Raw genomic sequence first — 22,375 nt, forward strand, 5'->3', positions numbered from 1 at the left:
TTTTTGGCACGCTGTTGAGTTCTCAAGGAACGGACGCTTCCTTTGTACTCACCCTCTCGGGCTTTCCTCCGGGCTTTTCCCTTCGGTCTTGCGTTCCCGACTCTATCAGACCGTTTCCGGTTCCGATTTCCTCGGTGCTTTCCAGGTTCCCGCTCTCGCGTTTCCCTTTCCGGCGCTCCCAACATTATCAGAACTTTCTGACCGGACTGACCGGCCATCTGTTTCCGAATTCATCGGGAAGGGGCTTCTCTGAAATCAAGATTTCTAGAAGCGGACAGACACTCACTGCTACCGAGCGGAATGAACCCAGCTCCAGGCAACTGTTCGAATCTACCTCCCCACCTGCTCCGTGTCAACGGCTCCTGTGGGGCGAAGGAGACAATAGCAGCTCAGCAGGGTCCCCTGCACATCAGGCGGCCGTAGGGACGGTGGCGCTGCGTTCGGCGGCCTCGAGGTCGCCCGTGTCACCCGCATGCGCCGCTCGTCCGCCCAGGACAAAGACGTAGGCGAGGAAGGCCAGCTCGGCGACGACCCCGATGGTTATGCGGGCCCAGGTGGGCAGGCCCGAGGGGGTGACGAAGCCTTCTATGGCGCCGGAGACGAACAGGACCAGCGCGAGGCCTATGGCCATGCCCACGGCAGCGCGGCCCTCCTCCGCCAGTGCCGTGCGTCGGGGGCGAGGGCCGGGATCGATCAGGGTCCAGCCGAGACGGAGGCCGGTGCCGGCCGCGACGAAAACCGCCGTGAGTTCGAGGAGGCCGTGCGGGAGCACGAGGCCGAGGAAGGTGTCGAGACGGCCGACCGACGACATGAGGCCGATGCCGACGCCGAGGTTGAGCATGTTCTGGAACAGGATCCAGAGGACCGGGAGGCCCAGGAAGATCCCCAGGACCAGGCACATGGCGGCCGCCTGGGCGTTGTTCGTCCAGACCTGGGCGGCGAAGGATGCCGCGGGATGGCTCGAGTAGTACGTCTCGTACTGGCCGCCGGGGCGGGTGAGCTCGCGCAGTTCACCGGGGGCCGCGATGGAGGACTGCACCTCGGGGTGGGTGCCGATCCACCAGCCCAGGAGTGCGGCGACGACGGTGGACAGCAGCGCGGTGGGCACCCACCAGTGCCGCGATCGATAGACAGCGGCGGGGAAGCCGTAGGCGAGGAAGCGGGTGACATCGCGCCAGGAGGCGCGGCGGGTTCCTGTGACGGCACTACGCGCGCGTGCCACGAGTTGGCTGAGTCGACCGGTGAGCTGCGGGTCGGGGGCGCTGGACTGGATCAGCGACAGGTGGGTCGCGGTGCGCTGGTAGAGAGCGACGAGTTCGTCCGCCTCGGCGCCGTTGAGGCGGCGCTGGCGCCGGAGCAGAGCGTCGAGGCGGTCCCATTCGGCTCGGTGAGCGGTGACGAAGACGTCGAGGTCCATCGGTTTGCCTGCTCCTCGGCTGATCGTCGGCGGTCCGTCATGAGTGTCAGCTTGTCGTACTGCGACGCGATGCGCCCTCAGCTTGGCAGACTGGCCGTTGACCAGTCGGGTCAGGGGAAGGACAGCAGGCGTGAGTGAGCTCGTGACGGGCGAGGCGGTGGCGCTTGAGCTGCGCCCTGCGAGGCTGCCCAGCAGGGCGTTGGCCGTGCTGCTCGATCTGATCGTGGCCGTGGTCGTGTACATCGCCGTGACCGTCGCGCTGGTGGCCGCTTCCGCTTCCTTGGACGACGCGGCCCAGGTGGCGCTCTCGATCGCCGCGTTCCTGCTCGTACTGGTGGGCGGCCCGATCGCGGTCGAGACGCTCAGCCATGGGCGATCGCTGGGGAAGCTCGCCGTGGGGCTTCGCGTGGTCCGGGACGACGGCGGGCCCATCCGCTTCCGGCATGCGCTGGTGCGGGGCGCGATCGGTGTCATCGAGATTCTCATGACGTTCGGGGTCGTGGCCTGTATCGCCTCGCTCGTGTCGGCGCGGGGGCGTCGGCTCGGTGACGTGTTCGCGGGAACGCTGGTCGTGCGGGAGCGAATTCCTGTGCAGTCCAGCGGATTTGTGCCGCCGCCTCCGCCCTGGCTGGCCGGCCGGTTCTCCGGGCTCGATCTGTCGGCGGTTCCCGATGGCCTGTGGCTTGCCATCCGTCAGTACCTGACGCGGATGCACCAACTCGACCCGCAGGTCGGCTGGGCCATGGCGGAGCGGCTGGCGTCCGATCTCGCGGCGCGTACGGGAACTCCTGCGCCGCAGGATGTGCCGCCGGGCGCGTATCTGGCGGCGGTGGTGCAGGAACGGCAAGCCCGCGAGGCCCGGCGGGCCTACGGCAGCGGCACGACGGAGGCCGGGCCGTCTCCTGCGTGGAGGCCGCCCGGCCCTGCGGTCGGAGCGCAGGGCGGTTACCCGTATCCGGGGGCGCAGCCCGCTGCTCCGTTGACTCCACAGCCGCCTGTCCCGTACGGCGTCGAGGCGGCTCCGGGCGTGGCGCGTCCTGGTGCTCCGGTGGATGGGGTTTCGTCCGAGAAGTCCTCCGAGGGGCCCCGACCCCCCGTGCCGCCGGAGGGCGGGGCCGCGTCCGGGTTTGTTCCGCCGGCGTGATCAGGCGGGTTACCGGGCGCCGCTGATGTCCGGTGCGGGAGCGGGCAGCCGCCGAAGTCTGTCTGAGGTCGCTTCAGTCCAGCGGTGGCGCTGGGAACGCCGACGGCGGTGATTCGAGGTCCTCCAGCTCGATCCCGGGAGCCGCGAGGACCACGTCGCCGGCGATGTGCACAGTGTGCTGTTCGCCCGTGTCCAGGGCTGTGACCTGGTATTCCTCCACGGTCAGCGGGCCGTTGTCAGTGGCGTGTGGTTCTCTTTTCAGCAAGGTCCAGGACTGGTCCACGGTGCGCGGGGCGAGGACGGGGTCCGTGAAGGCCACGAGGCGTACGCGGGTTGCTGATGCGGAGGGGGTGAGGCGCAGGAGACGGGTGGTGGCGACGAGAAAGGCGGGGGACGTGCCGGTGAAGGCATGGGCGGCGACATTGCCTTCCGTGGCGTGGGTCCCGGTGGGGTCTGTGCGGACCCAGGTGACACCGTCGAGCGCTGCACCGCGCACCTGCCAGCTCGCGGCGTGCAGTTCGAGGCGGATGGGACGGCCGAGTTCGTCGAGGGTGAGGTCGACCGAGCCGCTGTGATCGCCCGCGGGGGTGGTCAGTTGGGAGACGTAGCGCCAGCCGGACGGACCGGGGGCGCACCGGAAGTGTTCTTCTGCGAGGGGGGTGTGATCGTGCGGATCGTGGAGCGAATAACGGCCGCGGGGCATGGGGGTCCTGGCTTCTGACGGGCTGTCCGGCCTGACGGTCACACGGCGAGGGTCACAAGGCCGAAGGGGCAGGCCCCCGACACGGGGGTGCGGGGGCCTGCCTCGGAGGGTCTGCTGCTGTGCCGTACGGCTCAGTAGCGGTAGTGGTCCGGCTTGTACGGGCCGTCGACCTCGACGCCGATGTACGCCGCCTGCTCCGGGCGCAGCTGGGTCAGCTTCACGCCGAGCGCGTCCAGGTGGAGGCGGGCGACCTTCTCGTCGAGGTGCTTGGGCAGCACGTAGACGTCGGTCGGGTACTCGTCGGGCTTGGTGAACAGCTCGATCTGGGCCAGGGTCTGGTCCGCGAAGGAGTTGGACATCACGAACGACGGGTGGCCGGTGGCGTTGCCCAGGTTCAGCAGACGGCCCTCCGACAGCACGATGAGCACCTTGCCGTCGGGGAACTTCCAGGTGTGGACCTGCGGCTTGACCTCGTCCTTGACGATGCCGGGGATCTTGGCGAGGCCGGCCATGTCGATCTCGTTGTCGAAGTGACCGATGTTGCCGACGATCGCCTGGTGCTTCATCTTGGCCATGTCCGAGGCCATGATGATGTCCTTGTTGCCCGTCGTGGTGACGAAGATGTCGGCCTTGTCGACGACCTCGTCCAGCGTCGTGACCTGGTAGCCGTCCATCGCCGCCTGCAGTGCGCAGATCGGGTCGATCTCGGTGACGATGACGCGGGCGCCCTGGCCGCGCAGGGACTCCGCGCAGCCCTTGCCCACGTCGCCGTAGCCGAGGACGACCGCGGTCTTGCCGCCGATGAGGACGTCGGTGGCGCGGTTGATGCCGTCGATCAGGGAGTGGCGGCAGCCGTACTTGTTGTCGAACTTCGACTTGGTGACGGCGTCGTTGACGTTGATCGCCGGGAACAGGAGGGTGCCGTCGCGGTGCATCTCGTACAGGCGGTGGACGCCGGTCGTGGTCTCCTCGGTCACGCCGCGGATCTCAGAGGCCAGCTGGGTCCACTTCTGCGAGCCGTCCGTGATGGTGCGGTGCAGGAGTTCGAGGACGCAGCGGTGCTCGTCGGACTCGGCGGTGTCGACGGAGGGAACCTTGCCGGCCTTCTCGTACTCGACGCCCTTGTGGACGAGGAGGGTGGCGTCACCGCCGTCGTCCAGGATCATGTTCGGGCCGCCGGTGGGGGTGTTCGGCCAGGTGAGCGCCTGCTCCGTGCACCACCAGTACTCCTCCAGGGTCTCGCCCTTCCAGGCGAAGACCGGGACACCCTGGGGGTTGTCCACGGTGCCGTTCGGGCCGACGGCGATGGCGGCGGCCGCGTGGTCCTGGGTGGAGAAGATGTTGCAGGACGCCCAGCGGACCTCGGCGCCCAGGGCGACGAGGGTCTCGATGAGGACGGCGGTCTGCACGGTCATGTGCAGGGAGCCGGTGACGCGGGCGCCGGCGAGCGGCTGCGTCTCGGCGTACTCCTTGCGGATCGACATCAGGCCGGGCATCTCGTGCTCGGCGAGGGTGATCTCCTTGCGGCCGAACTCGGCCAGGGAGAGGTCGGCGACCTTGAAGTCCTGTCGGTTGTCGACAGTCGTCATGTGGTGCTGCTCCTCGGGTTTGGGGCGCGGAAGTACTGCTGGTCTGCGCGGCGGCGGACACAGGGGTGCCCGAAGAGGACACAGGCATGCCCGGTGCGCGCAGCGCAGTCCGTCGGAGGCCCTCTCTCCCTCGGCCGGTCCGCGTGCGGACCGCCCGACCGCCATCAGCAGCGACGTCTGGCTCCGTCCCAAGCTACACCGGTCGGCCGGGGCACCCCAGTCCGCCTCCGCATACATCAGGCCGATCACGGGCGAAGGTCCGGGACGTCGGCGAGGTGCCGTCAGTCGTGCTGACAGGGTGACGTGACTGCGGTGACAACAGATCTGAAAGCTGCGGAAGGGCGACAACAGACCAGGTCATGCAGGGACTTTTGCTTCTCGGGTGGTCTGGGCAGGTGAGGGGGGATGCGAAGAGATCGGAAGATCCGATCGATCTTGCGGGGCGTCCGGGACGGCGTTTCCGCGTGACAAAGGCGTGAGGAGATCGACGTGACCAGTCCGGCCGGACCTCCCCCCACGGGCGGCGGCAGCGAGGAGCAGCGGTTGAAGCTGCTCGCGGTGACCGCGTGCCCGACCGGCATCGCCCACACCTATATGGCTGCGGAGAAGCTCGCGCAGGCCGCCGTGAGCCGTGGCATCGAGATGAAGGTGGAGACCCAGGGCTCGATCGGGGCTGAAAACATCCTGGATGACAACGATGTCAGCACTGCGGACGGCGTCATCATCGCCGCGGACAAGGACGTGGACCTGAGCCGTTTCGTGGGCAAGCGCGTTCTGACCGTGGGGGTGGCCGAAGGGATCCACCACCCCGAGCAGTTGATCGAACGGGTGCGGTCTGCGCCGGTGCACACGGCGGGCGCCACCCCGGCCGCGTCGGCAGCGGGCGGCGGCAAGGAGCGGAGCGTCGCGTACAAGGCGCTGATGAACGGGGTCAGTTACATGATCCCGTTCGTGGTGGTCGGCGGGCTGCTGATCGCGATCTCGCTCTCGCTCGGCGGGCACACCGACCCGTCCGGCGGCCTGGTCATCCCGAAGGACTCCTTCTGGATGGACATCAACAACATCGGTGTCATCGGCTTCACGCTGATGGTGCCGATCCTGTCCGGATACATCGCCTACGCCATCGGGGACCGGCCCGCCCTCGTGCCCGGCATGATCGGTGGCTGGATCGCGAACACGGGTGACCTGTACGACTCGAAGGCGGGCGCCGGGTTCATCGGGGCGATCGTGACCGGGTTCCTCGCCGGGTACCTGGTGCTGTGGATCAAGAAGGCCAAGGTCCCGAAGTTCGTGCAGCCGATCATGCCGATCATCGTGATTCCGATCGTGGCGACGACGACGCTGGGGCTGTTCTTCATCTACGTCATCGGGAAGCCGATCTCCTGGGTGTTCGAGCACCTCACCGACTGGCTCAGCGGAATGACGGGCACGAGCGCGATCCTGCTGGGCGCGATTCTGGGACTCATGATCGCGTTCGACATGGGCGGGCCGGTCAACAAGACGGCCTTCCTGTTCGGCACGGGGCTGATCGCGACCGGCAACCAGACGGTCATGGGCATGTGCGCGGCCGCGATCCCGGTCATGCCGCTCGGGCAGGGACTGGCGACCTTGATACGGAAGCGCCTCTACACCGAGCAGGAGCGGGAGACCGGCCTGGCCTCGCTGTTCATGGGCTGTTTCGGCATCTCCGAGGGTGCGATCCCGTTCGCGGCGGCGCGGCCCGCACAGGTGATTCCGGCCAACATGCTCGGCGGCGCTGTGGCCGGCGCGATAGCCGGTGTCGCCGGGGTCGAGGACGCGGTGCCGCACGGCGGGCCGATCGTGGCGGTGTTGGGCGCGGTGAGCGGGGTGCCGATGTTCTTCGTGGCCGTGTTGATCGGTACCGCGGTCACCGCGCTGACGACGGTCACGTTGGTCGACGTCAGCGAGCGGAGGCGCAAGGGTGCGGCACCGGTGCCCGGACTGGGCGTGGCCGGGCCGCTCGAGCCCGCGCTGGTCGGGGTGGGCGCCGGTGCGGCGGCCGGTGGAGCCGCCGGTGCCGTGGTGGCGCAACGGCTCGTGGCCTCGTCGAGCGCGCCCGCCGTGGAGACGGCACCGGCCGGGACACCGAACGTCGGGGGCACCGGCGCCGACGACAAAGCGAACACCCGCGCTGACACCCATACCGGTGCCGGCGCCCAAGCCGACTGCGCAGTCCTCTCCGGCTATCTCACCGAGCAGACCGTGAAGGTCGCCCTTGACGCCCGTGACAAGGAGGCCGCCATCCGGGAGCTGGCCGAGCTGCTCGCCCGGACCGGCAAGGTGACGGATCTGGAGGAACTGGTCGCCACCGCCTTGCGGCGGGAGGAGCAGGGAACCACCGGGCTCGGGGAGGAGATCGCGATTCCGCACGCCAAGACGGATGCGGTGACCGCGCCCGTCGTCGGGTTCGCACGCTCCGCCGAGGGTGTCGAGTGGGGTTCGCTGGACGGTACGAAGGCCAGGCTGGTCTTCATGATCTCCGTCCCCGAGGCGGCCGCGGGCGATGAACACCTTCGGATCCTGGCGCTGCTGTCGCGCAAGCTGATGGATCCCGGGTTCCGGGAGAGGCTCATCGCGGCGCCGGACGAGGGGGCGGTGCTGGAGGTGCTCAGCGAGGTCCGGTAGCTGCTGCCGGAGCACCGAGAACGGACGGGGCCCGCCGAGAGAGTCGGCGGGCCCCGTCGTCGTACAGCCCACAAGCCCTACCGCGGCAGAACCTCAGTGGCCGGGCGTCGGCTGCTGTGCCGGTCCTCCGGGGGTCGCCTCCCGGTCGGCGCCCTTGGCGGCCTCGGTCTCGCTGTAGATGTCCGGCTCCAGGTAGATGACGCGGGCGATCGGGACGGCCTCGCGGATGCGGGACTCGGCGGCGTTGATCGCGGAGGCGACCTCGGCGGCCGTGTCGTCGTGCTGGACGGCGATCTTGGCGGCGATGAGCAGTTCCTCGGGACCGAGGTGGAGCGTGCGCATGTGGATGATGCCGGTGACGGTGTGGCCGTCGACGATCGCGGCCTCGATCTTCTGGACCGCATCGATGCCGGCGGCCTCGCCGAGGAGCAGGGACTTGGTCTCCACCGCCAGGACGAGGGCGATCAGGATGAGCAGGATGCCGATGCAGAGGGTGCCGATGCCGTCCCAGACGCCGTCGCCGGTGAGGAGGGCCAGACCGACGCCGCCGAGGGCGAGGACCAGGCCGACGAGCGCGCCGAAGTCCTCCAGGAGGACGACCGGGAGTTCGGGTGCCTTGGCGCGGCGCACGAACTCCTTCCAGGAGAGGTTGCCGCGCAGCGGGTTGGACTCCTTGATGGCCGTCCGGAAGGAGAAGCCCTCGGCGATGATCGCGAAGATGAGGACGCCCACCGGCCAGTACCAGTGCTCGATCTCGTGCGGGTGCTTGATCTTCTCGTAGCCCTCGTAGACGGCGAACATGCCGCCGACCGAGAAGAGGACGATGGAGACCAGGAAGGCGTAGATGTAGCGCTCGCGGCCGTACCCGAAGGGGTGTTGCGGGGTGGCCTCGCGCTGGGCCTTCTTGCCGCCGAGCAACAGCAGGAACTGGTTTCCGGAGTCGGCGAGGGAGTGCACGCCCTCGGCGAGCATCGACGAGGAGCCGCTGAACGCGAACGCCACGAACTTCGATGCCGCGATCGCGAGGTTGGCGCCGAGTGCCGCCACGATCGCCCTGGTTCCGCCTGACGCGCTCATCTGCTCGCGTTGTCCCTTCGCCTCAAGTGCCTCTACGCCCGTCCAGGCCTTTGCCCGTCCTTTGCCGTGGGGCCATTCTTGCAGCCTCCCCCGGCACGGACGTCTCAGCCGTCCACAGGCCCGGTCATACGATCACACGTCACGGTCACACGATCACCGTTGCCCGGAAGACCGTGCCCGTGCCGGACACCTCGGCCTTCTCGCCCGCCGGTACGAACACCGACTGGCCGGGGCTCAGTTCGTGTTCCCCGGCTCGCACGGAACCTGCCGTGCAGAGCAGGATCTGCGGGGTCGGGCGGGTCAGGTCGTGAGTGGCGCCGCCATCGGGAAGGACGTAGCGGGAGAGCCGGAACTCGTCGATGGGGGTCTCATAGACCTCCTCGCCGTCGGGGGACGCCTCGGGGCGGAGGACGCCCGGTTCGGCGGCCTCGAACCGGACGATGCGCAGGAGTTCGGGGACGTCGACGTGCTTGGGGGTCAGGCCGCAGCGCAGGACGTTGTCGGAGTTGGCCATGATCTCGACGCCGAGGCCGCTCAGATAGGCGTGCGGGATGCCGGCGCCGAGGAACAGGGCCTCGCCCGGCTGGAGTCGGACGTGGTTGAGGAGCATCGCGGCGATGACGCCCGGGTCGCCCGGGTAGTGGTGGGCGATGTCGGCGTACGGGGCGTGGTCGCCGCCGAGGCGGGCGCAGGCGGCCGCGGCCTCGGTGACCGTGTGGGCCATCTCCGCGCGGTCGGCGGTCAGGACGGCCGTCAGGACCTCCCGCAGGGCCGCCTCCTCGGGGCGGGCGTGCAGGAGATCGACGTACGGCTTGAGGGAGTCGACGCCGAGCGCGTCGAGCAGTTCGGCCGCGCGCGCGGGTTCGCGGAAGCCGCACAGGCCGTCGAACTCGGTGAGCGCGCAGATCAGTTCGGGCTTGTGGTTGGCGTCCTTGTAGTTGCGGTGGCCCGCGTCCACGGGGATGCCGCGGAGCTCCTCGTCGTCGTAACCCTCTTTCGCCTGGGCGAGGTCGGGATGCACCTGGAGGGAGAGCGGGGCGCCCGCGGCGAGGATCTTGAGCAGGAAGGGCAGCCGGGGGCCGAACTTGGCGACGGCCTCGGCGCCGAGCTCCTTCGCCGGGTCCGCGGCGATGACCTCGACAAGGGTGCCCCGGCCGGTGCGTGAGGGGGCTCCCGGGTGGGCGCCCATCCACATCTCCGCCTGCGGTTCACCGGTCGGCCGGACGCCGAGGAGTTCGGGGATGGCGGTGGTGGAACCCCAGGCGTAGGGGCGGACGGTGTTGTCGAGGCGGTCCATCAGGCTCTTTCTGTACGTACGGCGATCAGGGCGTCCTGGGCAACGTCAGGCCCCTGAGGCGAGCGCCAGGTAAACGGCGGCGAAATCCGTGACGGCGATCAGTTCCGCGAGGGTCTCGATCTCGCCGCCGGACTCCGGTTCCAGCTCGCTGATCGGCGTGTCGTGGCTGAGGGCCAGGTCACGGGCGGCCGGAGCTGCGCTGAGACCGCCGATCGGACGGTCGCGAAGGAGCACCACGCGCGCGTGCAGCGCGGGAGCCTCCTCGACGCGGTCGCGGAAGAAGTCGTCCGGGTCGGCGCCGGCGGCCAGCGGCCCGGCGAGCAGGGTGCTGTGCGCATCGAGGGCCTCGGGCAGTTCGGAGACCACGGCGGGGCGGCCGGAGAGCTCGGCGAGGGCGGCGGCGAAACGGCGGCCCGCGGGGCCTGCGGAGGTGCCCTCGGTCCAGATCACCGGGAGCGCGTCGAAGAGTTCGGAGGCGAGGGTCTTGGCCGGGTTGCTGTAGGTCGCGATGGCGGGGCCGCAGCGCTCGGCGATCTGGTCGAGGCGGTCGGCGATCTTCTCGAGCGTGTCGGTCGGGGCGGTGAGCAGGCCGGTGCGGTCGAGGATCGCCAGGAGCGGCGTGAGCAGGGCCCACAGGACGCCGGGGGCGGAAGCGGTGAGGGGGGTGTCCTGCTCGTACGGGGCCGTGGCCATGGGCACGAACAGGCCGTGGGCGCCCTCGACCGCCTCGCTGAGCGGGGTGCGGGCGGGCGCCACTGCGACGACCGTGCAGCCGCGGCGGTAGGCCTGGTCGGCGAGCAGGGACAGGCCTGGTTCGGTGCCGTCGGGAGTGGCGAGCAGAAGCAGGTCGACCGAGCCCGCCCAGCCGGGGAGTTCCCAGCGCAGGGCGCCTGCGGCGGGGGCGACTCCGGTGGGGGCGAGGCGGGTGACGGGGCTGCCGGCGCCGGCGAGTGTGCCGAGGAGGTCGGCGGCGCAGGTGGCGGCGGCGCCGGGCCCCGCGATGAGGACGGCACGGGGGCGGCCGTCGGGCTTGAGGTCGTTCACCCCCGCATCGGCTGCGTGCCGGGCTGCTGTGCGGACGCGGGCGCCGGCCTCTGCGGCGCCGCGGAGCAGGCCTCGGCGGTCGGCCTCCGAGAGGGCCTCGGGGGTGTCTAGCAGCGATTCGTCGAGCATGGGGCGGCAGCCTCCGATCGCCGGGTCTCCGGGGACGCCGGGTTGTCGCTTCGCCGGGTCGTCGGTCGCGCGGGGCCGGGACACCGGTGGTCGCTGTGTCGTTGTCGCTCTTACGGCAGTTGGGGCGCTGCCCCGCCTACGGCGGCGGGGCGCTTACGCGGGGCGGCGGGCCTCGTCGACGAGGAGGACGGGGATGCCGTCCCGGACCGGGTAGGCCAGGCCGCAGTCCCGGCCGGTGCAGATCAGCTCGGTGTCCTGCTCCTTGAGGGGGGCGTGACAGGCCGGGCAGGCGAGGATCTCCAGGAGGCCGGCTTCGAGCGGCATGGGGGTTCCCTTCGGGGGCGGTACGGCTGCATGTGCGGATGTGCCTGGTCAGGGTACCGCCGGGGAGAGGGGGGCGCCGGGGTTGGGGCGAGGTCGCGGGTGGGGATTGCCGTCGCGGTTTTCGCCCCCCGCCGCCCCTACCCGTCCCTCCCCCAGAGCGGGGACCCCCACCAGGGGCTGCCGCCCCTTCGGCCCCGCCCAGGCGGCTTCGCCCCCTGCACCCCACCGGGGCTCCGCTCCGGCCCCCGTGCGCCCTGATGAGGTCTCGTCCTCAAACGCCGGACGGGCTGACAGAAGCGGACCGGCGTCGGGAAAAACCCTCACGTGGGCCGCATACGCCGAGGCCCGAGCCGTCGGCAGCCCGCGTCCCGTCAGGCTCTGATGATCGCCAGTACCTCGTCGCGCACCTTCGCCGTCGTCGCCTCGTCCCTCGCCTCCGCGTTGAGGCGCAGGAGGGGTTCCGTGTTGGAGGGGCGGACGTTGAACCACCAGTCGGGGGTGGTGACCGTGAGGCCGTCGAGTTCGTCGAGTTGTACGCCCTCCTGGCCCTCGTAGGCCGCCTTGATCGCGGCCAGGCGGTCCGTCTGGTCGGCGACCGTGGAGTTGATCTCGCCGGAGCCGACGTAACGGTCGTACTGGGCCACCAGGGACGAGAGCGGGTCTGCCTGGCCGCCCAACGCGGCGAGGACGTGGAGGGCCGCCAGCATGCCCGTGTCCGCGTTCCAGAAGTCCTTGAAGTAGTAGTGCGCCGAGTGCTCGCCGCCGAAGATCGCGCCGGTTCTGGCCATCTCGGCCTTGATGAAGGAGTGGCCCACGCGCGTGCGTACCGGTGTGCCGCCGTTCTCCCTGACGACCTCCGGGACCGACCAGGACGTGATCAGGTTGTGGATGACCGTGCCCTTGCCGCCGTGCCTGGCGAGCTCTCGGGAGGCGACCAGGGCGGTGATGGCGGACGGGGAGACCGGGTTTCCGCGCTCGTCGACGACGAAGCAGCGGTCGGCGTCGCCGTCGAAGGCGATGCCGAGGTCGGCGCCCTCCTCGCGGACCCGTTTCTGGAGGTCGACGATGTTCGCCGGGTCGAGGGGGTTGGCCTCGTGGTTCGGAAACGTGCCGTCCAGTTCGAAGTACATCGGGACGACGTCCAGGGGCAGGCCCGCGAACACCGTCGGGACGGTGTGGCCGCCCATGCCGTTGCCTGCGTCCACGACGACCTTCAGGGGGCGGACGGAGGTCAGGTCGACGAGGGAGCGCAGGTGGGCCGCGTAGTCGTCCAGCGTGTCCCGCTGGGTGACCGTGCCGGTCCCTGCGGCCGCTTCCGGGGCGCCCGCCTCGCTCCACCGCTCGACCAGTTCGCGGACCTCGACGAGGCCGGTGTCCTGGCCGACCGGCGCCGCGCCCGCCCGGCACATCTTGATGCCGTTGTACTGGGCGGGGTTGTGGGAGGCCGTGAACATCGCGCCCGGCAGGTTCAGCGCGCCGGAGGCGTAGTACAGCTGGTCGGTCGAGCACAGGCCGATCTCGGTGACGTCCACGCCGCGGGCGGCCGCTCCGCGCGCGAAGGCTCGCGACAGGCCCGGCGAGGAGGGCCGCATGTCGTGGCCGGTCACGATCGCGCTCGCCCCGGTCACCTGGACGAAGGCGGCGCCGAAGAGCTCGGCCAGCGTCTCGTCCCACTGGTCCGGGACGACTCCGCGGACGTCGTACGCCTTCACGAGCTGTGACAGATCAGCCACGGCCAACCTTCCTGGAAGTTATGTCGGTCGACACAAACTACCCGCACCCGCTGACAGCGCGCTGTGCGGTGGCTGAGGGGGCGCCCGGCCGTAACCTCAGGTCACGACGTCAGGGCAGCATCCAGTCCAGCACCGGTGAGCTCTGGCCGACCACGATCAGGCACATCACCAGCAGCAGTCCGAGGCTCCAGGGCAGCACCTTGCGCAGCAGGTCGCCCTCGCGGCCCGCGAGCCCGACGGCCGCGCAGGCGATGGTGAGGTTCTGTGGCGAGATCATCTTGCCGAGCACCCCGCCCGAGCTGTTGGCGGCGGCCAGCAGCTCCGGGGAGAGCCCGGACTCCCGGGCGGCGGTCACCTGCAACGCCCCGAACAGCGCGTTGGCCGAGGTGTCCGAACCGGAGACGGCCACTCCGAACCAGCCCAGGACCGGTGACAGGAAGGCCAGTCCTGCACCCGCGGCCGCCACGAAGTGGCCGATGGTGGCGGCCTGTCCGGAGAGGTTCATGACATACGCGAGCGCCAGCACGGAGGTCACGGTCAGGATCGCGAACCTCAACTCATGGACGGTCGCCACCCATTCACGGACCGCCACGCGCGCGTGCACGCCGAGCACGAGGGCCGTCAGGATCCCCGCGAGCAGCACGAGGGTGCCGCCGGTGGAGACGATCGGCCAGGTGAAGACGTTGCCGCCGACCGGATCCCCGTCCGGATTCACGACGTTGAGGAAGGGCCAGTCGTACGTCCGGGTCGCCTTCGCCAGCCAGTCCTTGACGGCCGGGATCTGCGCGACGGAGAAGATCACGACGATCAGCGCGTACGGGGCGTAGGCGCGCAGGACTTCACCACGCGAGTCCCTCTCGTCGAGGTCCTCGCTGCGCGCGCCGGTCAGCACGGACGCGCGTACGGACTCGTCGGCCGGTACGCGCGCGTGCGGTACGGCCACCAGAGCGCCCGCGCCGGCCAAGGCGGCCCCGATGTCGGCGAGTTGTGCGGAGACGTAGTTGGAGGCCGCGAACTGGGCGACGGCGAAGGCGACTCCGCAGACCAGTGCGGGCACCCAGGTCTCGCGCAGGCCCCTTCTGCCGTCGACCAGGAAGACCAGCACCAGGGGCACCACGAGGGCCAGCAAAGGCGTCTGACGGCCCACCACGGACGCCACGTCGTCCAACGGCAGCCCGGTGACCTGCGCGAGCGTCACGACCGGTGTGCCCATCGCGCCGAAGGCCACCGGGGCGGTGTTGGCGACCAGCGCGACAACGGCCGCGCGCACCGGGTCGAAGCCGAGGGCGACGAGCATGACCGAGCAGATCGCGACCGGTGCGCCGAACCCGGCGAGGGCCTCCAGGAGCGCGCCGAAGCAGAAGGCGACGACGAGGGCCTGGATGCGCGGGTCGTCGGACAGTCTCCCGAAGGAGCGGCGCAGGATGTCGAAGTGCCGGGTGCGGACGGTCATCCGGTACACCCATAGGGCGTTGACGACGATCCACAGGATGGGGAAGAGCCCGAAGGCGGCTCCCTGTGCGGCGCTGGAGACGGTCTGGCCCAGCGGCATGCCGTAGGCGAGCCAGGCGACCAGAGCGGCCGCCAGGAGGCCGGTGAGGCCGGCCAGGTGCGCCTTCATGCGGACGCCGCCGAGCAGGACGAGGACGATCACCAGGGGCAGGGCCGCGATCAGGGCGGACAGCCCGAGCGAGTCGGCGACGGGTTCGAGTTCCTGGACGTACACGGGCGCCTCCCCGATTCCGCCATGCGGAAAGCGATTTCTCACTTCGGCTTACGGAATGGTCGTGTCCGCGCCAAGTCCACGTCAATGGGCGTGCGTCACCGAGCGAGAAGCACCGAACGCGCCCAGCGGACGGGTCAGTTGTCGGGAGAGCGCAGGACCCGCAGATGGCCGCGGCGCGCGACCTCCATCGGGTCGGCCCTGCGGGCTCCGCCGCCGGCTTCGGCGGCGCGCTCCGGCGGGCGGGCCGCTTCGCGCACGGCGTTGGCAAGCGCTTCCAGGTCGTCCCCGCTGGGCCGGGCCGGGGCCGAGGCGTCGAGGAGCCTCACGACCTCCCAGCCGCGCGGGGCGGTGAGGCGCTCGGAGTGCTCGGCACACAGGTCGTAGCAGTGGGGTTCGGCGTAGGTGGCGAGCGGGCCGAGGACCGCGGTCGAGTCGGCGTAGACGTACGTCAGCGTCGCGACGGCGGGACGGCCGCAAGCGGTGCGCGAACAGCGACGTACAGGGCTCACGACGTTGGACGGTACCGCACTCTTGAACGGGCCGCGACGACTCTCCCCCAGGTCACCCCACCGTGTCGTGTTGTGAAACGCCCCACACGGCACTCCGGTCACACCGCCGTGACCTGCACGGACACCCGCTGTCGAGGGGCCGAACGCACCTGAAACCGATCACCAGTTGGTGCAAACCATGTCAATTGCCTTGAGATCAGCGGTCTCCCAGGGATACGGATTCGAGCCCAACCTTGGCTGGAATGGTCAACTGCCGACATGCCGTACGAGCAGGCCGTACGTCGTTTCGGACCATGTCCGGGGTACCGCGTGGGCGGCGGGCGCGGGGGTGCGGCGGGGATTACCCTTCACCAGTGATGGACAACCCTGTACCGCCCCGCGCCACCGGCCCCGGGCCCCGCCGCCGTGATCGCCACGGACGGGGCATGCGCGGCCCGATCGCCCCGCCGCAGGTGCCCCTCGCCGCGAGTCGGGCCGAGGCGTTCGCGGACCTGGTGCAGGACTCCGTGGAGCGCCTGGAGCGGCGCTGGCCGCAGCTCGCCGACATCGATTTCCTGGTCCTGGAAGTGCCCCGACTGGACGGACAGTCCTGGAACGACGAGGCGGTGCCGCTCGGCGGGACGATTCCGGCGCGTGAGGGACGCCCCGCGCGCGTGGTCGTCTACCGGCGGCCGGTGGAGATCCGCACCAAGGGGCGCGACGAGCGGGCGGCGCTGGTGCACGAGATCGTCGTGGAGCAGGTGGCCGAACTGCTGGGGCTCACTCCGGAGACGGTGGATCCGCGGTACGGCGAGGACTGAACCGCCCGCGGATCACCCCGGGCTACTTCTGCAGCACCGACAGGTCCTGGTCCGCCTCCGGCACCGCCACCATGCCCCGGTCGTCCGGGAGGGCCTGGATCGTGAAGCCCGGCACTCCGTCGGCAGTGGCCACCAAGGTGCGGGCGCCGTAGACCGGGCCTCCTGAGACATGCTCGACCGTGAGGGCGTACGTGCCCTTGAGGCCGGTCGGGGTGGGTGCTTCCACGTTCTCGGTGGTGCCCGCCTTGAGGGTGAACGTCTTCGAGACCGCCTCACCGCCCTTGCTGCCCGCCGAGGCCGTGACCTTGACGGTGGCCGCCCGGCCGGGGGCGGTCAGCGACAGCGTGGTGCCCTTGGCGCTGTTGTCGGCGACCGTCGCGCGCGCGCCGACCGGACGCGTGGCCGGGATGAAGGCCGTCTCCTGGTCGTCGCCCTTGCCGCGGACGACCCGCAGGGCGGCGACCACCGGCACGGATGCGTCGGTGGGGGTCAGGACCAGCGAACCGGCCTCCCCGCGTGTGACGTCGCCGAGGTCGGCGGAGGTGGTCATGCCCGCCTTCACGTGCAGCGTCTCGTTCCCGGCGGGGGTGATCAGGCCGGAGGGGGACGCGAGCCGCACCTTCAGGTCGGCGTCGGAGTCACTGGGCGTGAAGGCGACCAGGCGCACGGAGGTGGCGTCCTTCGGGATACCGGGCAGTACCAGGCTGCCCGACGGGTCCGTCGACGCGGCCAGCCAGTCGCCGCCGAGCTTGTCGTCCAGCGCCTGCACGGCCGCGCCCACGCGCCCGCTGCGGACGTTCACATGGACAGTGAGGTTCTCCTGCTTCTCCTCGGTGAGCGTGGACAGCAGGATCGGATCGCTGGAGTGCGGCGCGACGGTGATGCCCTCCCCCAGCGTGGAGTCCAGGGCGCCGTCCTTGCCGTAGAGCTCGATGTCGACGACGGCGGCGGAGTCGTCGGGGTTGGTCAGATGGACGTAGTCGGTGCGGTCGGCGGCCGTGCTCGCGCCCGGGAACCAGAACTCGGTGTCGGGGGCGGAGCAGTTGACGCCCTGCAACCCGCGTCCGGAGCCCGCGGCGACCTTCGTGGTCTCCTGGACGGTCCAGCCGGGCGCGAACTTCCCCTCGGCGGTGCCGACGAGGGCCGGCGCGTCACCGCCGGAGGTCTCCCCGGTGGCGGGCTTGCCGGGCTCCTCGGGGTCGAGGACCGGCTTGCCGGCCTTCTTGCCTTTCCCCTTGCTCTTGCTCTTGCTCTTGCCGTCCGACTCCGCGGCGGCCGCCTGGAGTTCGGCCTTGCCGCCGCTGTCCGCGTCCTTGGTGACGGGCGTGAACGACGTGTACGACGTCTCCGCGATGTCGGAGGTGCTGGGCACCGGGCACAGCAGGCTGGTGCGCTCCACGGGCAGCTCGGCCGCCGTCCTGGCGGTGCCGGCGGCCTGCGGTGAGCTGAGCGTGGCGAACCCGGTGACGGCGGCGAGCGCGGCGGTGCCGGCGATGAGGGACACGGTGGTGCGGTTCACTGCTGACTCCCGTCGGGGCGCTCACTGCCGGTGGCGTCCGGGTGCTGCTGCGCCGGGTCGTACGCGGGGTCGTAGCCCTGGTCGTACTGCTGCTCGTACTGGCCGCCGTACGTCTGCTGGTCGTACGACGTCTGCTGGTTCTGGCCGCCGTAGGCGTACGGGTCGTACTGGCCGCCCTGGTAGGGGTCTGCCTGGTACGGCTGCTGGTCGTAGCCGCCCGCCGGGTACTGCTGGGCCGTGCCCTGGTACTGCTCGCCGCCGTAGGTGCCGTACTCGGCGTTCGCGTAGGTCGGGGCGTCCCAGTCCGCGTAGGACTGCTGGTGCGGGACCGCGGCCGGGGCTTCCTGCGGAGGAGGGGGGAGGTCGTCCGGGCGCGCGGCCTCCTCGGCCTGGGCGCGCAGACGGCGGGCGCGGCGGCCCTCGCCCGCCACGGCCTGGGCCGGGATCGACGGCTCCTCGGGGAGGTCGTCGTCGACGTCGCGGCGGCGGCCGGGCAGGGCCATGACCACGAGGACGACGGCGAGGAAGCCCTGGATCCACAGCCAGAGGGTGTGGGTGAAGGGATCGTCGAAGGTGACGTCCAGCTTGCCGCCGGAGGCGGGCAGTTCGAAGCCCTGGGCCCAGCCGTCGACGGTGGTGCGGGTCAGCGGCCTGCCGTCCAGGGTGGCGGTCCAGCCCTCGTCGGCGGTGTCGGCGAGGCGCAGGATCCTGCCGTCGGCGCCGGACGGGACCGTGGTGTGGATGTCCACGGGGCCGGCGGCCACCGGCTGCGCGGTACCGGATCCGGACTTGGCGACGAGGATGGCGCGCGCGACCTCCTGGTCGACCCGCCACAGTCCGCTGCCGTCCTGCTGGCTGAGCCGGGTCAGACCGGGCGTGGCGTCCAGCACGCGCGTGACCTCGCGGGGCGCGCCCTTGTGGACGAGGACGTAGCGCACGGCGAAGCCGCCGAGCTGGTTCGCCTGGTCGGCGCCGGAGCCGGCGACGAGGTTGGCGACGACCTTGTCCAGCTTGTCGTTCTCGCCGTCGGCCGCGGCGAGTTCGGCGTCGCCCAGGCGGGCGCCGGAGCCGCGCACCAGCATGTAGCCGACGTGGGCCGCGGAGTCGCTGTCGAGGACGAGGGTGCGGGCCTGGTCGCGGGTGCCGCTCTCCTCGGCGACGAACGCGGGCACCTGGACGGGGTCGCGGCGCTCCAGCGGTCCGTCGGCGCCGCCGATCATCCAGCCCGCGGCGACGAGCAGCGGGCCCGCGGCCGAGGCGAAGGCGATCAGGGCGGCGACCGGCTGGCGCCAGCCGAAGCTCTGCTCCGCCACGCGTGCGCGTGCCCCGTCGGCGCCGAGCACGGCGGCGGCCAGCAGGGCCAGGCCGTAGACGAGGGTGGCGGGGCCCGCCCAGGTCGAGTCGTTGGACAGGACCGCGAAGACGAGGCCCACCAGGGCCACCGCCCAGGCCGTCCAGATGCCGAACTGCCGCTCGGTGCGCAGCAGGGCGGCCAGGGCTGCCAGCACCACGCCGATGAGCATCAGCCCGTCGACCGTGCCGGGGCCGCCGGGACTCGCGCCGAGCAGATCGAGGGCGGAGGCGGCCGAGGAGCCGTACTCGAGGCCCGCCTGCTCGAAGAAGCCGAACGGGAGCAGCGTCAGCGACCAGGGGGCGAGGACCAGCAGGGGGGTGCCGAACTGGGCCAGGAAGCGCAGGCCGTAGGCGGTGATGTCGGTGCGGCGCACGACCAGCAGGCCGACGCCGAGGATCAGGGCGATCGGCCAGATGATCGGCGTGAACGCGGTGGTGATCGTGAGCAGGAGCGCGAACGCCCAGGTGGCGCGCCAACTGCCACGCGCGCCCGTGCTGCTCGTCAGTCCTGCGGCGGCGACGCCCGCGCGCGCGATGAGCGGCAGCAGGACGGCGAGGACGGCGGTGCCCACGCGGCCGCCGGCGAGGGCGCCGGTGGCGGCGGGCAGGAAGGCGTAGACGACGGCCGCCCAGGCGCGCAGGAGGCGGGACTCGACGAGCGGGCGGGAGGCGAAGTAGGCCGTGAGGCCGGCCAGCGGCACCGAGCAGACCAGCAGGACCGTCAGGGCGAGACCGGTCGAGCCGAACAGTACGGAGGACAGCGCGGCGATGATCGCCAGATACGGCGGCGCGGACGGGGTACCGCCGGCACCCACCGCGTGCCACGCGTCCGCGTAGCGCGACCACAGCTCGCCGGCGTCGGCCGGGGCGGGCAGCAGGGCGCCGCCCGCGAGCGCGCCGCCACCCAGAAGGTTGCGGCAGGCGACCAGGGCGACGAGCAGCAGCGCCAGGAAGAGCACCGGTCCTGGCTTGCGGGCGACGCGCTTGAGGCGGGCGAACTGCTCGATCTCCAGGAAGTCCGCGTCGTCGCCGCCGGGCCCGGACTCGATGCCGCCGCCATGGCGTCCGGCCGCGGAGGCCTCGGCGTCGGAGCCGCCGAAGAGGTTGCCCGCGACCTGTTCCACGGTGGCCCGGACGGTGGCGCCGGGCGGCGGGAACAGCTGCCTGAGCTCGTCCTTGTCGACGACCGGCGTGCCCCGCTTGCTCCGCCCGGCGATGATCCGCTCGGGCCGCAGCAGGGTGCCGAGGAGGCCGCGGATCTCGTCGAGGGCCTGTCCGGGGACCTTGCCGACGAGATAGGCGACGGTCCGCAGCAGGGTGCCCAGGACCAGGCGCACCAGCACCCAGGGCAGCGCGGCCGTACGCGTGTTGACGAGCAGGGTGTAGACGGCGCCGGCCTTGTCGACCTTGTGCGGGGACGCGGTGGTGCGGCCCGCGCAGTCGACGGTACGGCGCTCCCGGGAGGCCGCCTCGGCATGGCGTACGACGGCTTCGGGGGCGATCAGGACGCGGTGGCCGGCGGCCTGGGCGCGCCAGCACAGGTCGACGTCGTCACGCATGAGGGGCAGACGCCGGTCGAAGCCGCCGAGCTGCTCGAAGAGGTCGCGGCGGATCAGCATGCCCGCGGTGGACACGGACAGCACCGACCGGACGTGGTCGTGCTGGCCCTGGTCCTGTTCGCGGCGGTCCAGGCCCGTCCAGCGGCGGCCGGAGTGGGCGATGGAGACGCCGACCTCCAGGAGCTGCCGCTTGTCGTACCAGCCGCGGAGCTTGGGGCCCACCACGGCGACGTCGTCCCGGCCGAGCTCCAGTTCGTTCTCCACGACGCGCAGCAGCTGGGCCAGGGCGTCTGGCTCCGGGGCGCAGTCGTCGTGCAGCAGCCAGAGCCACTGGACCGGCTCGCCGTGCGGCAGCTCCGGCAGGTCGTAGGCGTCGTCGCGCCATGTGCGCGTGACCGGGTCCCAGCCGCTGGGCCGCTTCAGGTACGGCAGCTCGTCCGGGGTCAGGACGGGAGCGGTGCGGGCGGCCTCCTCGACGGCCTGGCCGAAGCCGGTGCGCCGGGCGAGGTGCAGGACCCGGTCGGCCCCGAGGGCGTCGGTGACCAGCCGCGCGGAGTCGTCCGCGCTGCCGGTGTCGGCGGCCAGGGCGAACTGCACGGGGCGCTCCTGGCCGAGCAGCCCGGCGAGCGCGTCGGGCAGCCAGCGGGCGCCGTCGTGGGAGACGAGCACCGCGGTCACCACATGACGCGGGAACTCAGGAGTGGCAGCGTGGTCTTGGGCTGCCGTGTGGCTGTGCACGGACATCGAGGTACGGGCCCCGGTTCGGTGGACTGCGGTGGACGCCTGTGCCCTGAGGGGGCGGCGAGGCGTCTCGGACGAGCGCCCACACTATCGGCTGGGCAGGACGGCGGCCCGCCGCCTGTGGATAACCCACGGGCGACGGGCCGTTCGGTTGCGTACGAAAAGTGCGGTGGAGCCTGCCTTGCGTCAGACGGCGGCCTTCTTCAGCCTGCGGCGTTCGCGTTCCGACAGGCCGCCCCAGATGCCGAAGCGCTCGTCGTTGGCGAGGGCGTATTCGAGACACTCGGAGCGGACCTCGCAGGACAGGCAGACCTTCTTGGCCTCGCGGGTGGAGCCGCCCTTCTCGGGAAAGAAGGACTCGGGGTCGGTCTGGGCGCACAGCGCGCGCTCCTGCCAGCCGAGTTCCTCGTCCGCGTCGTCGACCAGCAGTTGCTGCACCAGCTCGGTCATGTGCGCCCCTCGTCTGTCTTCGCGTCCCCGTGTGACGGCCGTTACCGATTTCGGCTGAACGACACGAGTGAAATTACAAGTGTGCTGCTCCGGGCGAGTCAAGCCGAGATCTGCTATTGGGCCCCTTATTCACTCTGCGGAACCAAGGCCTAGCAGAAAGTGTTCAAATCGGCATAAACCTTGACAAGCAGACGAGACCCGAGAGGGCTGCCGAGCCGAGCCGGCCCTTTCGGACCTGTACGGGGAAGGACGCCCATCAGTTCGAACTCGTTCCGTGTGCGCCCGTGGAAGTCGTGCGAAGTCGCGGCCCGTGCGCCCGGTTGTGCGCCATGTGTCCCGGTAGGCACCCGAACAAACCTTTCATCAGGGAGATGGACCGGATGAGGTGAAACATGTCCCACTTCCGAGGTGTCGAGTTGACAGTGAACGTGTGACCCGCTGTCCTTGTGGGCATGCTCGCGAACTTGGCACTCACCTCGACCCGCACCGCCGGGTCCCACGGTGCTGCCCGCGCTCGCTGTAGCTGTTGTTGCTGTTCCAGCTGTTGAGCCCACCGCGCTCCGGCTGCTCCTGAGTCCATCGTGACTCGGCTGCTTGTTCCCCGCCCGCACCCGG

16 protein-coding genes are annotated in these 22,375 nt (G+C 70.9%); 3 read left to right on the top strand and 13 right to left on the bottom strand.

Translation table 11 applies throughout. The features are described 5' to 3' along the window. Positions 1 to 409: 409 nt before the first annotated feature. A complete protein-coding gene (locus ACIBJB_RS36025; protein ID WP_398937104.1) occupies positions 410 to 1,417 on the bottom strand; it encodes a stage II sporulation protein M in 1,008 nt (335 codons plus the stop codon). Between the two features lie 130 nt (positions 1,418 to 1,547). On the opposite strand from ACIBJB_RS36025, the gene ACIBJB_RS36030 reads away from it, so the two are divergent. Continuing rightward, on the top strand, positions 1,548 to 2,561 hold the full coding sequence (locus ACIBJB_RS36030; RefSeq protein WP_398937106.1) for an RDD family protein: 1,014 nt from the start codon (positions 1,548 to 1,550) through the stop codon (positions 2,559 to 2,561). A gap of 73 nt (positions 2,562 to 2,634) precedes the next feature. Here ACIBJB_RS36030 and ACIBJB_RS36035 read toward each other — a convergent pair whose 3' ends face one another. Continuing rightward, entirely contained in the window at positions 2,635 to 3,264 is a 630-nt protein-coding gene (locus tag ACIBJB_RS36035; RefSeq protein ID WP_398937108.1) for a hypothetical protein, read from the bottom strand. Between the two features lie 131 nt (positions 3,265 to 3,395). Beyond that, positions 3,396 to 4,853 carry an adenosylhomocysteinase gene (gene ahcY, locus ACIBJB_RS36040; protein ID WP_398937110.1) on the bottom strand — a complete coding sequence of 486 codons (1,458 nt, stop codon included), beginning with the start codon at positions 4,851 to 4,853 and terminating at the stop codon, positions 3,396 to 3,398. 489 nt (positions 4,854 to 5,342) lie between these two features. Here ahcY and ACIBJB_RS36045 point away from each other — a divergent pair, with 489 nt between their 5' ends. Continuing rightward, positions 5,343 to 7,499, top strand: coding sequence for a fructose-specific PTS transporter subunit EIIC (locus tag ACIBJB_RS36045; protein WP_398937112.1), 2,157 nt, complete (start codon positions 5,343 to 5,345; stop codon positions 7,497 to 7,499). Between the two features lie 93 nt (positions 7,500 to 7,592). Here ACIBJB_RS36045 and ACIBJB_RS36050 read toward each other — a convergent pair whose 3' ends face one another. The 7 genes from ACIBJB_RS36050 to ACIBJB_RS36080 all read right to left on the bottom strand — a co-directional run bounded on the left by ACIBJB_RS36050 (position 7,593) and on the right by ACIBJB_RS36080 (position 15,338). Further along, positions 7,593 to 8,576, bottom strand: a complete 984-nt coding sequence (locus ACIBJB_RS36050; RefSeq protein ID WP_398937114.1) for a cation diffusion facilitator family transporter — start codon at positions 8,574 to 8,576, stop codon at positions 7,593 to 7,595. 145 nt (positions 8,577 to 8,721) lie between these two features. Continuing rightward, entirely contained in the window at positions 8,722 to 9,873 is a 1,152-nt protein-coding gene (gene manA, locus ACIBJB_RS36055) for a mannose-6-phosphate isomerase, class I (protein ID WP_398937116.1), read from the bottom strand. Between the two features lie 45 nt (positions 9,874 to 9,918). Then, the gene (locus tag ACIBJB_RS36060) at positions 9,919 to 11,046 is read right to left on the bottom strand and encodes an SIS domain-containing protein (RefSeq protein WP_398937118.1); all 1,128 of its coding nucleotides are present in this window, start codon (positions 11,044 to 11,046) and stop codon (positions 9,919 to 9,921) included. 153 nt (positions 11,047 to 11,199) lie between these two features. Beyond that, complete coding sequence (locus ACIBJB_RS36065; RefSeq protein ID WP_355900926.1) at positions 11,200 to 11,370, bottom strand: Trm112 family protein; 171 nt, start codon at positions 11,368 to 11,370, stop codon at positions 11,200 to 11,202. 371 nt (positions 11,371 to 11,741) lie between these two features. After that, complete coding sequence (locus ACIBJB_RS36070) at positions 11,742 to 13,109, bottom strand: phosphomannomutase/phosphoglucomutase (RefSeq protein WP_398937120.1); 1,368 nt, start codon at positions 13,107 to 13,109, stop codon at positions 11,742 to 11,744. 103 nt (positions 13,110 to 13,212) lie between these two features. Then, positions 13,213 to 14,829: an L-lactate permease gene (locus ACIBJB_RS36075; protein WP_398937122.1), complete on the bottom strand. Its 1,617-nt coding sequence runs from the start codon at positions 14,827 to 14,829 to the stop codon at positions 13,213 to 13,215. A 134-nt stretch (positions 14,830 to 14,963) separates the two neighbouring features. Further along, the gene (locus ACIBJB_RS36080; protein ID WP_398937124.1) at positions 14,964 to 15,338 is read right to left on the bottom strand and encodes a DUF3499 domain-containing protein; all 375 of its coding nucleotides are present in this window, start codon (positions 15,336 to 15,338) and stop codon (positions 14,964 to 14,966) included. Positions 15,339 to 15,694: 356 nt separating this feature from the next. Between ACIBJB_RS36080 and ACIBJB_RS36085 the strand changes: the two genes are divergently transcribed. After that, entirely contained in the window at positions 15,695 to 16,138 is a 444-nt protein-coding gene (locus tag ACIBJB_RS36085) for a metallopeptidase family protein (protein WP_088245448.1), read from the top strand. Positions 16,139 to 16,160: 22 nt separating this feature from the next. Here the strand turns inward: ACIBJB_RS36085 and ACIBJB_RS36090 are convergent, their stop codons facing one another. The 3 genes from ACIBJB_RS36090 to ACIBJB_RS36100 form a co-directional block, all read right to left on the bottom strand. Then, positions 16,161 to 17,657 carry a DUF5719 family protein gene (locus ACIBJB_RS36090; RefSeq protein WP_398937126.1) on the bottom strand — a complete coding sequence of 499 codons (1,497 nt, stop codon included), beginning with the start codon at positions 17,655 to 17,657 and terminating at the stop codon, positions 16,161 to 16,163. After that, on the bottom strand, positions 17,654 to 21,313 hold the full coding sequence (locus ACIBJB_RS36095; RefSeq protein ID WP_398937128.1) for a glycosyltransferase: 3,660 nt from the start codon (positions 21,311 to 21,313) through the stop codon (positions 17,654 to 17,656). The genes ACIBJB_RS36090 and ACIBJB_RS36095 overlap by 4 nt, the downstream gene beginning before the upstream one ends. A gap of 183 nt (positions 21,314 to 21,496) precedes the next feature. Further along, the gene (locus ACIBJB_RS36100) at positions 21,497 to 21,760 is read right to left on the bottom strand and encodes a WhiB family transcriptional regulator (protein ID WP_003990679.1); all 264 of its coding nucleotides are present in this window, start codon (positions 21,758 to 21,760) and stop codon (positions 21,497 to 21,499) included. Positions 21,761 to 22,375 lie beyond the last annotated feature (615 nt).

The organism is Streptomyces sp. NPDC050759 (genome assembly GCF_044456945.1).
Lineage (GTDB): Bacteria > Actinomycetota > Actinomycetes > Streptomycetales > Streptomycetaceae > Streptomyces.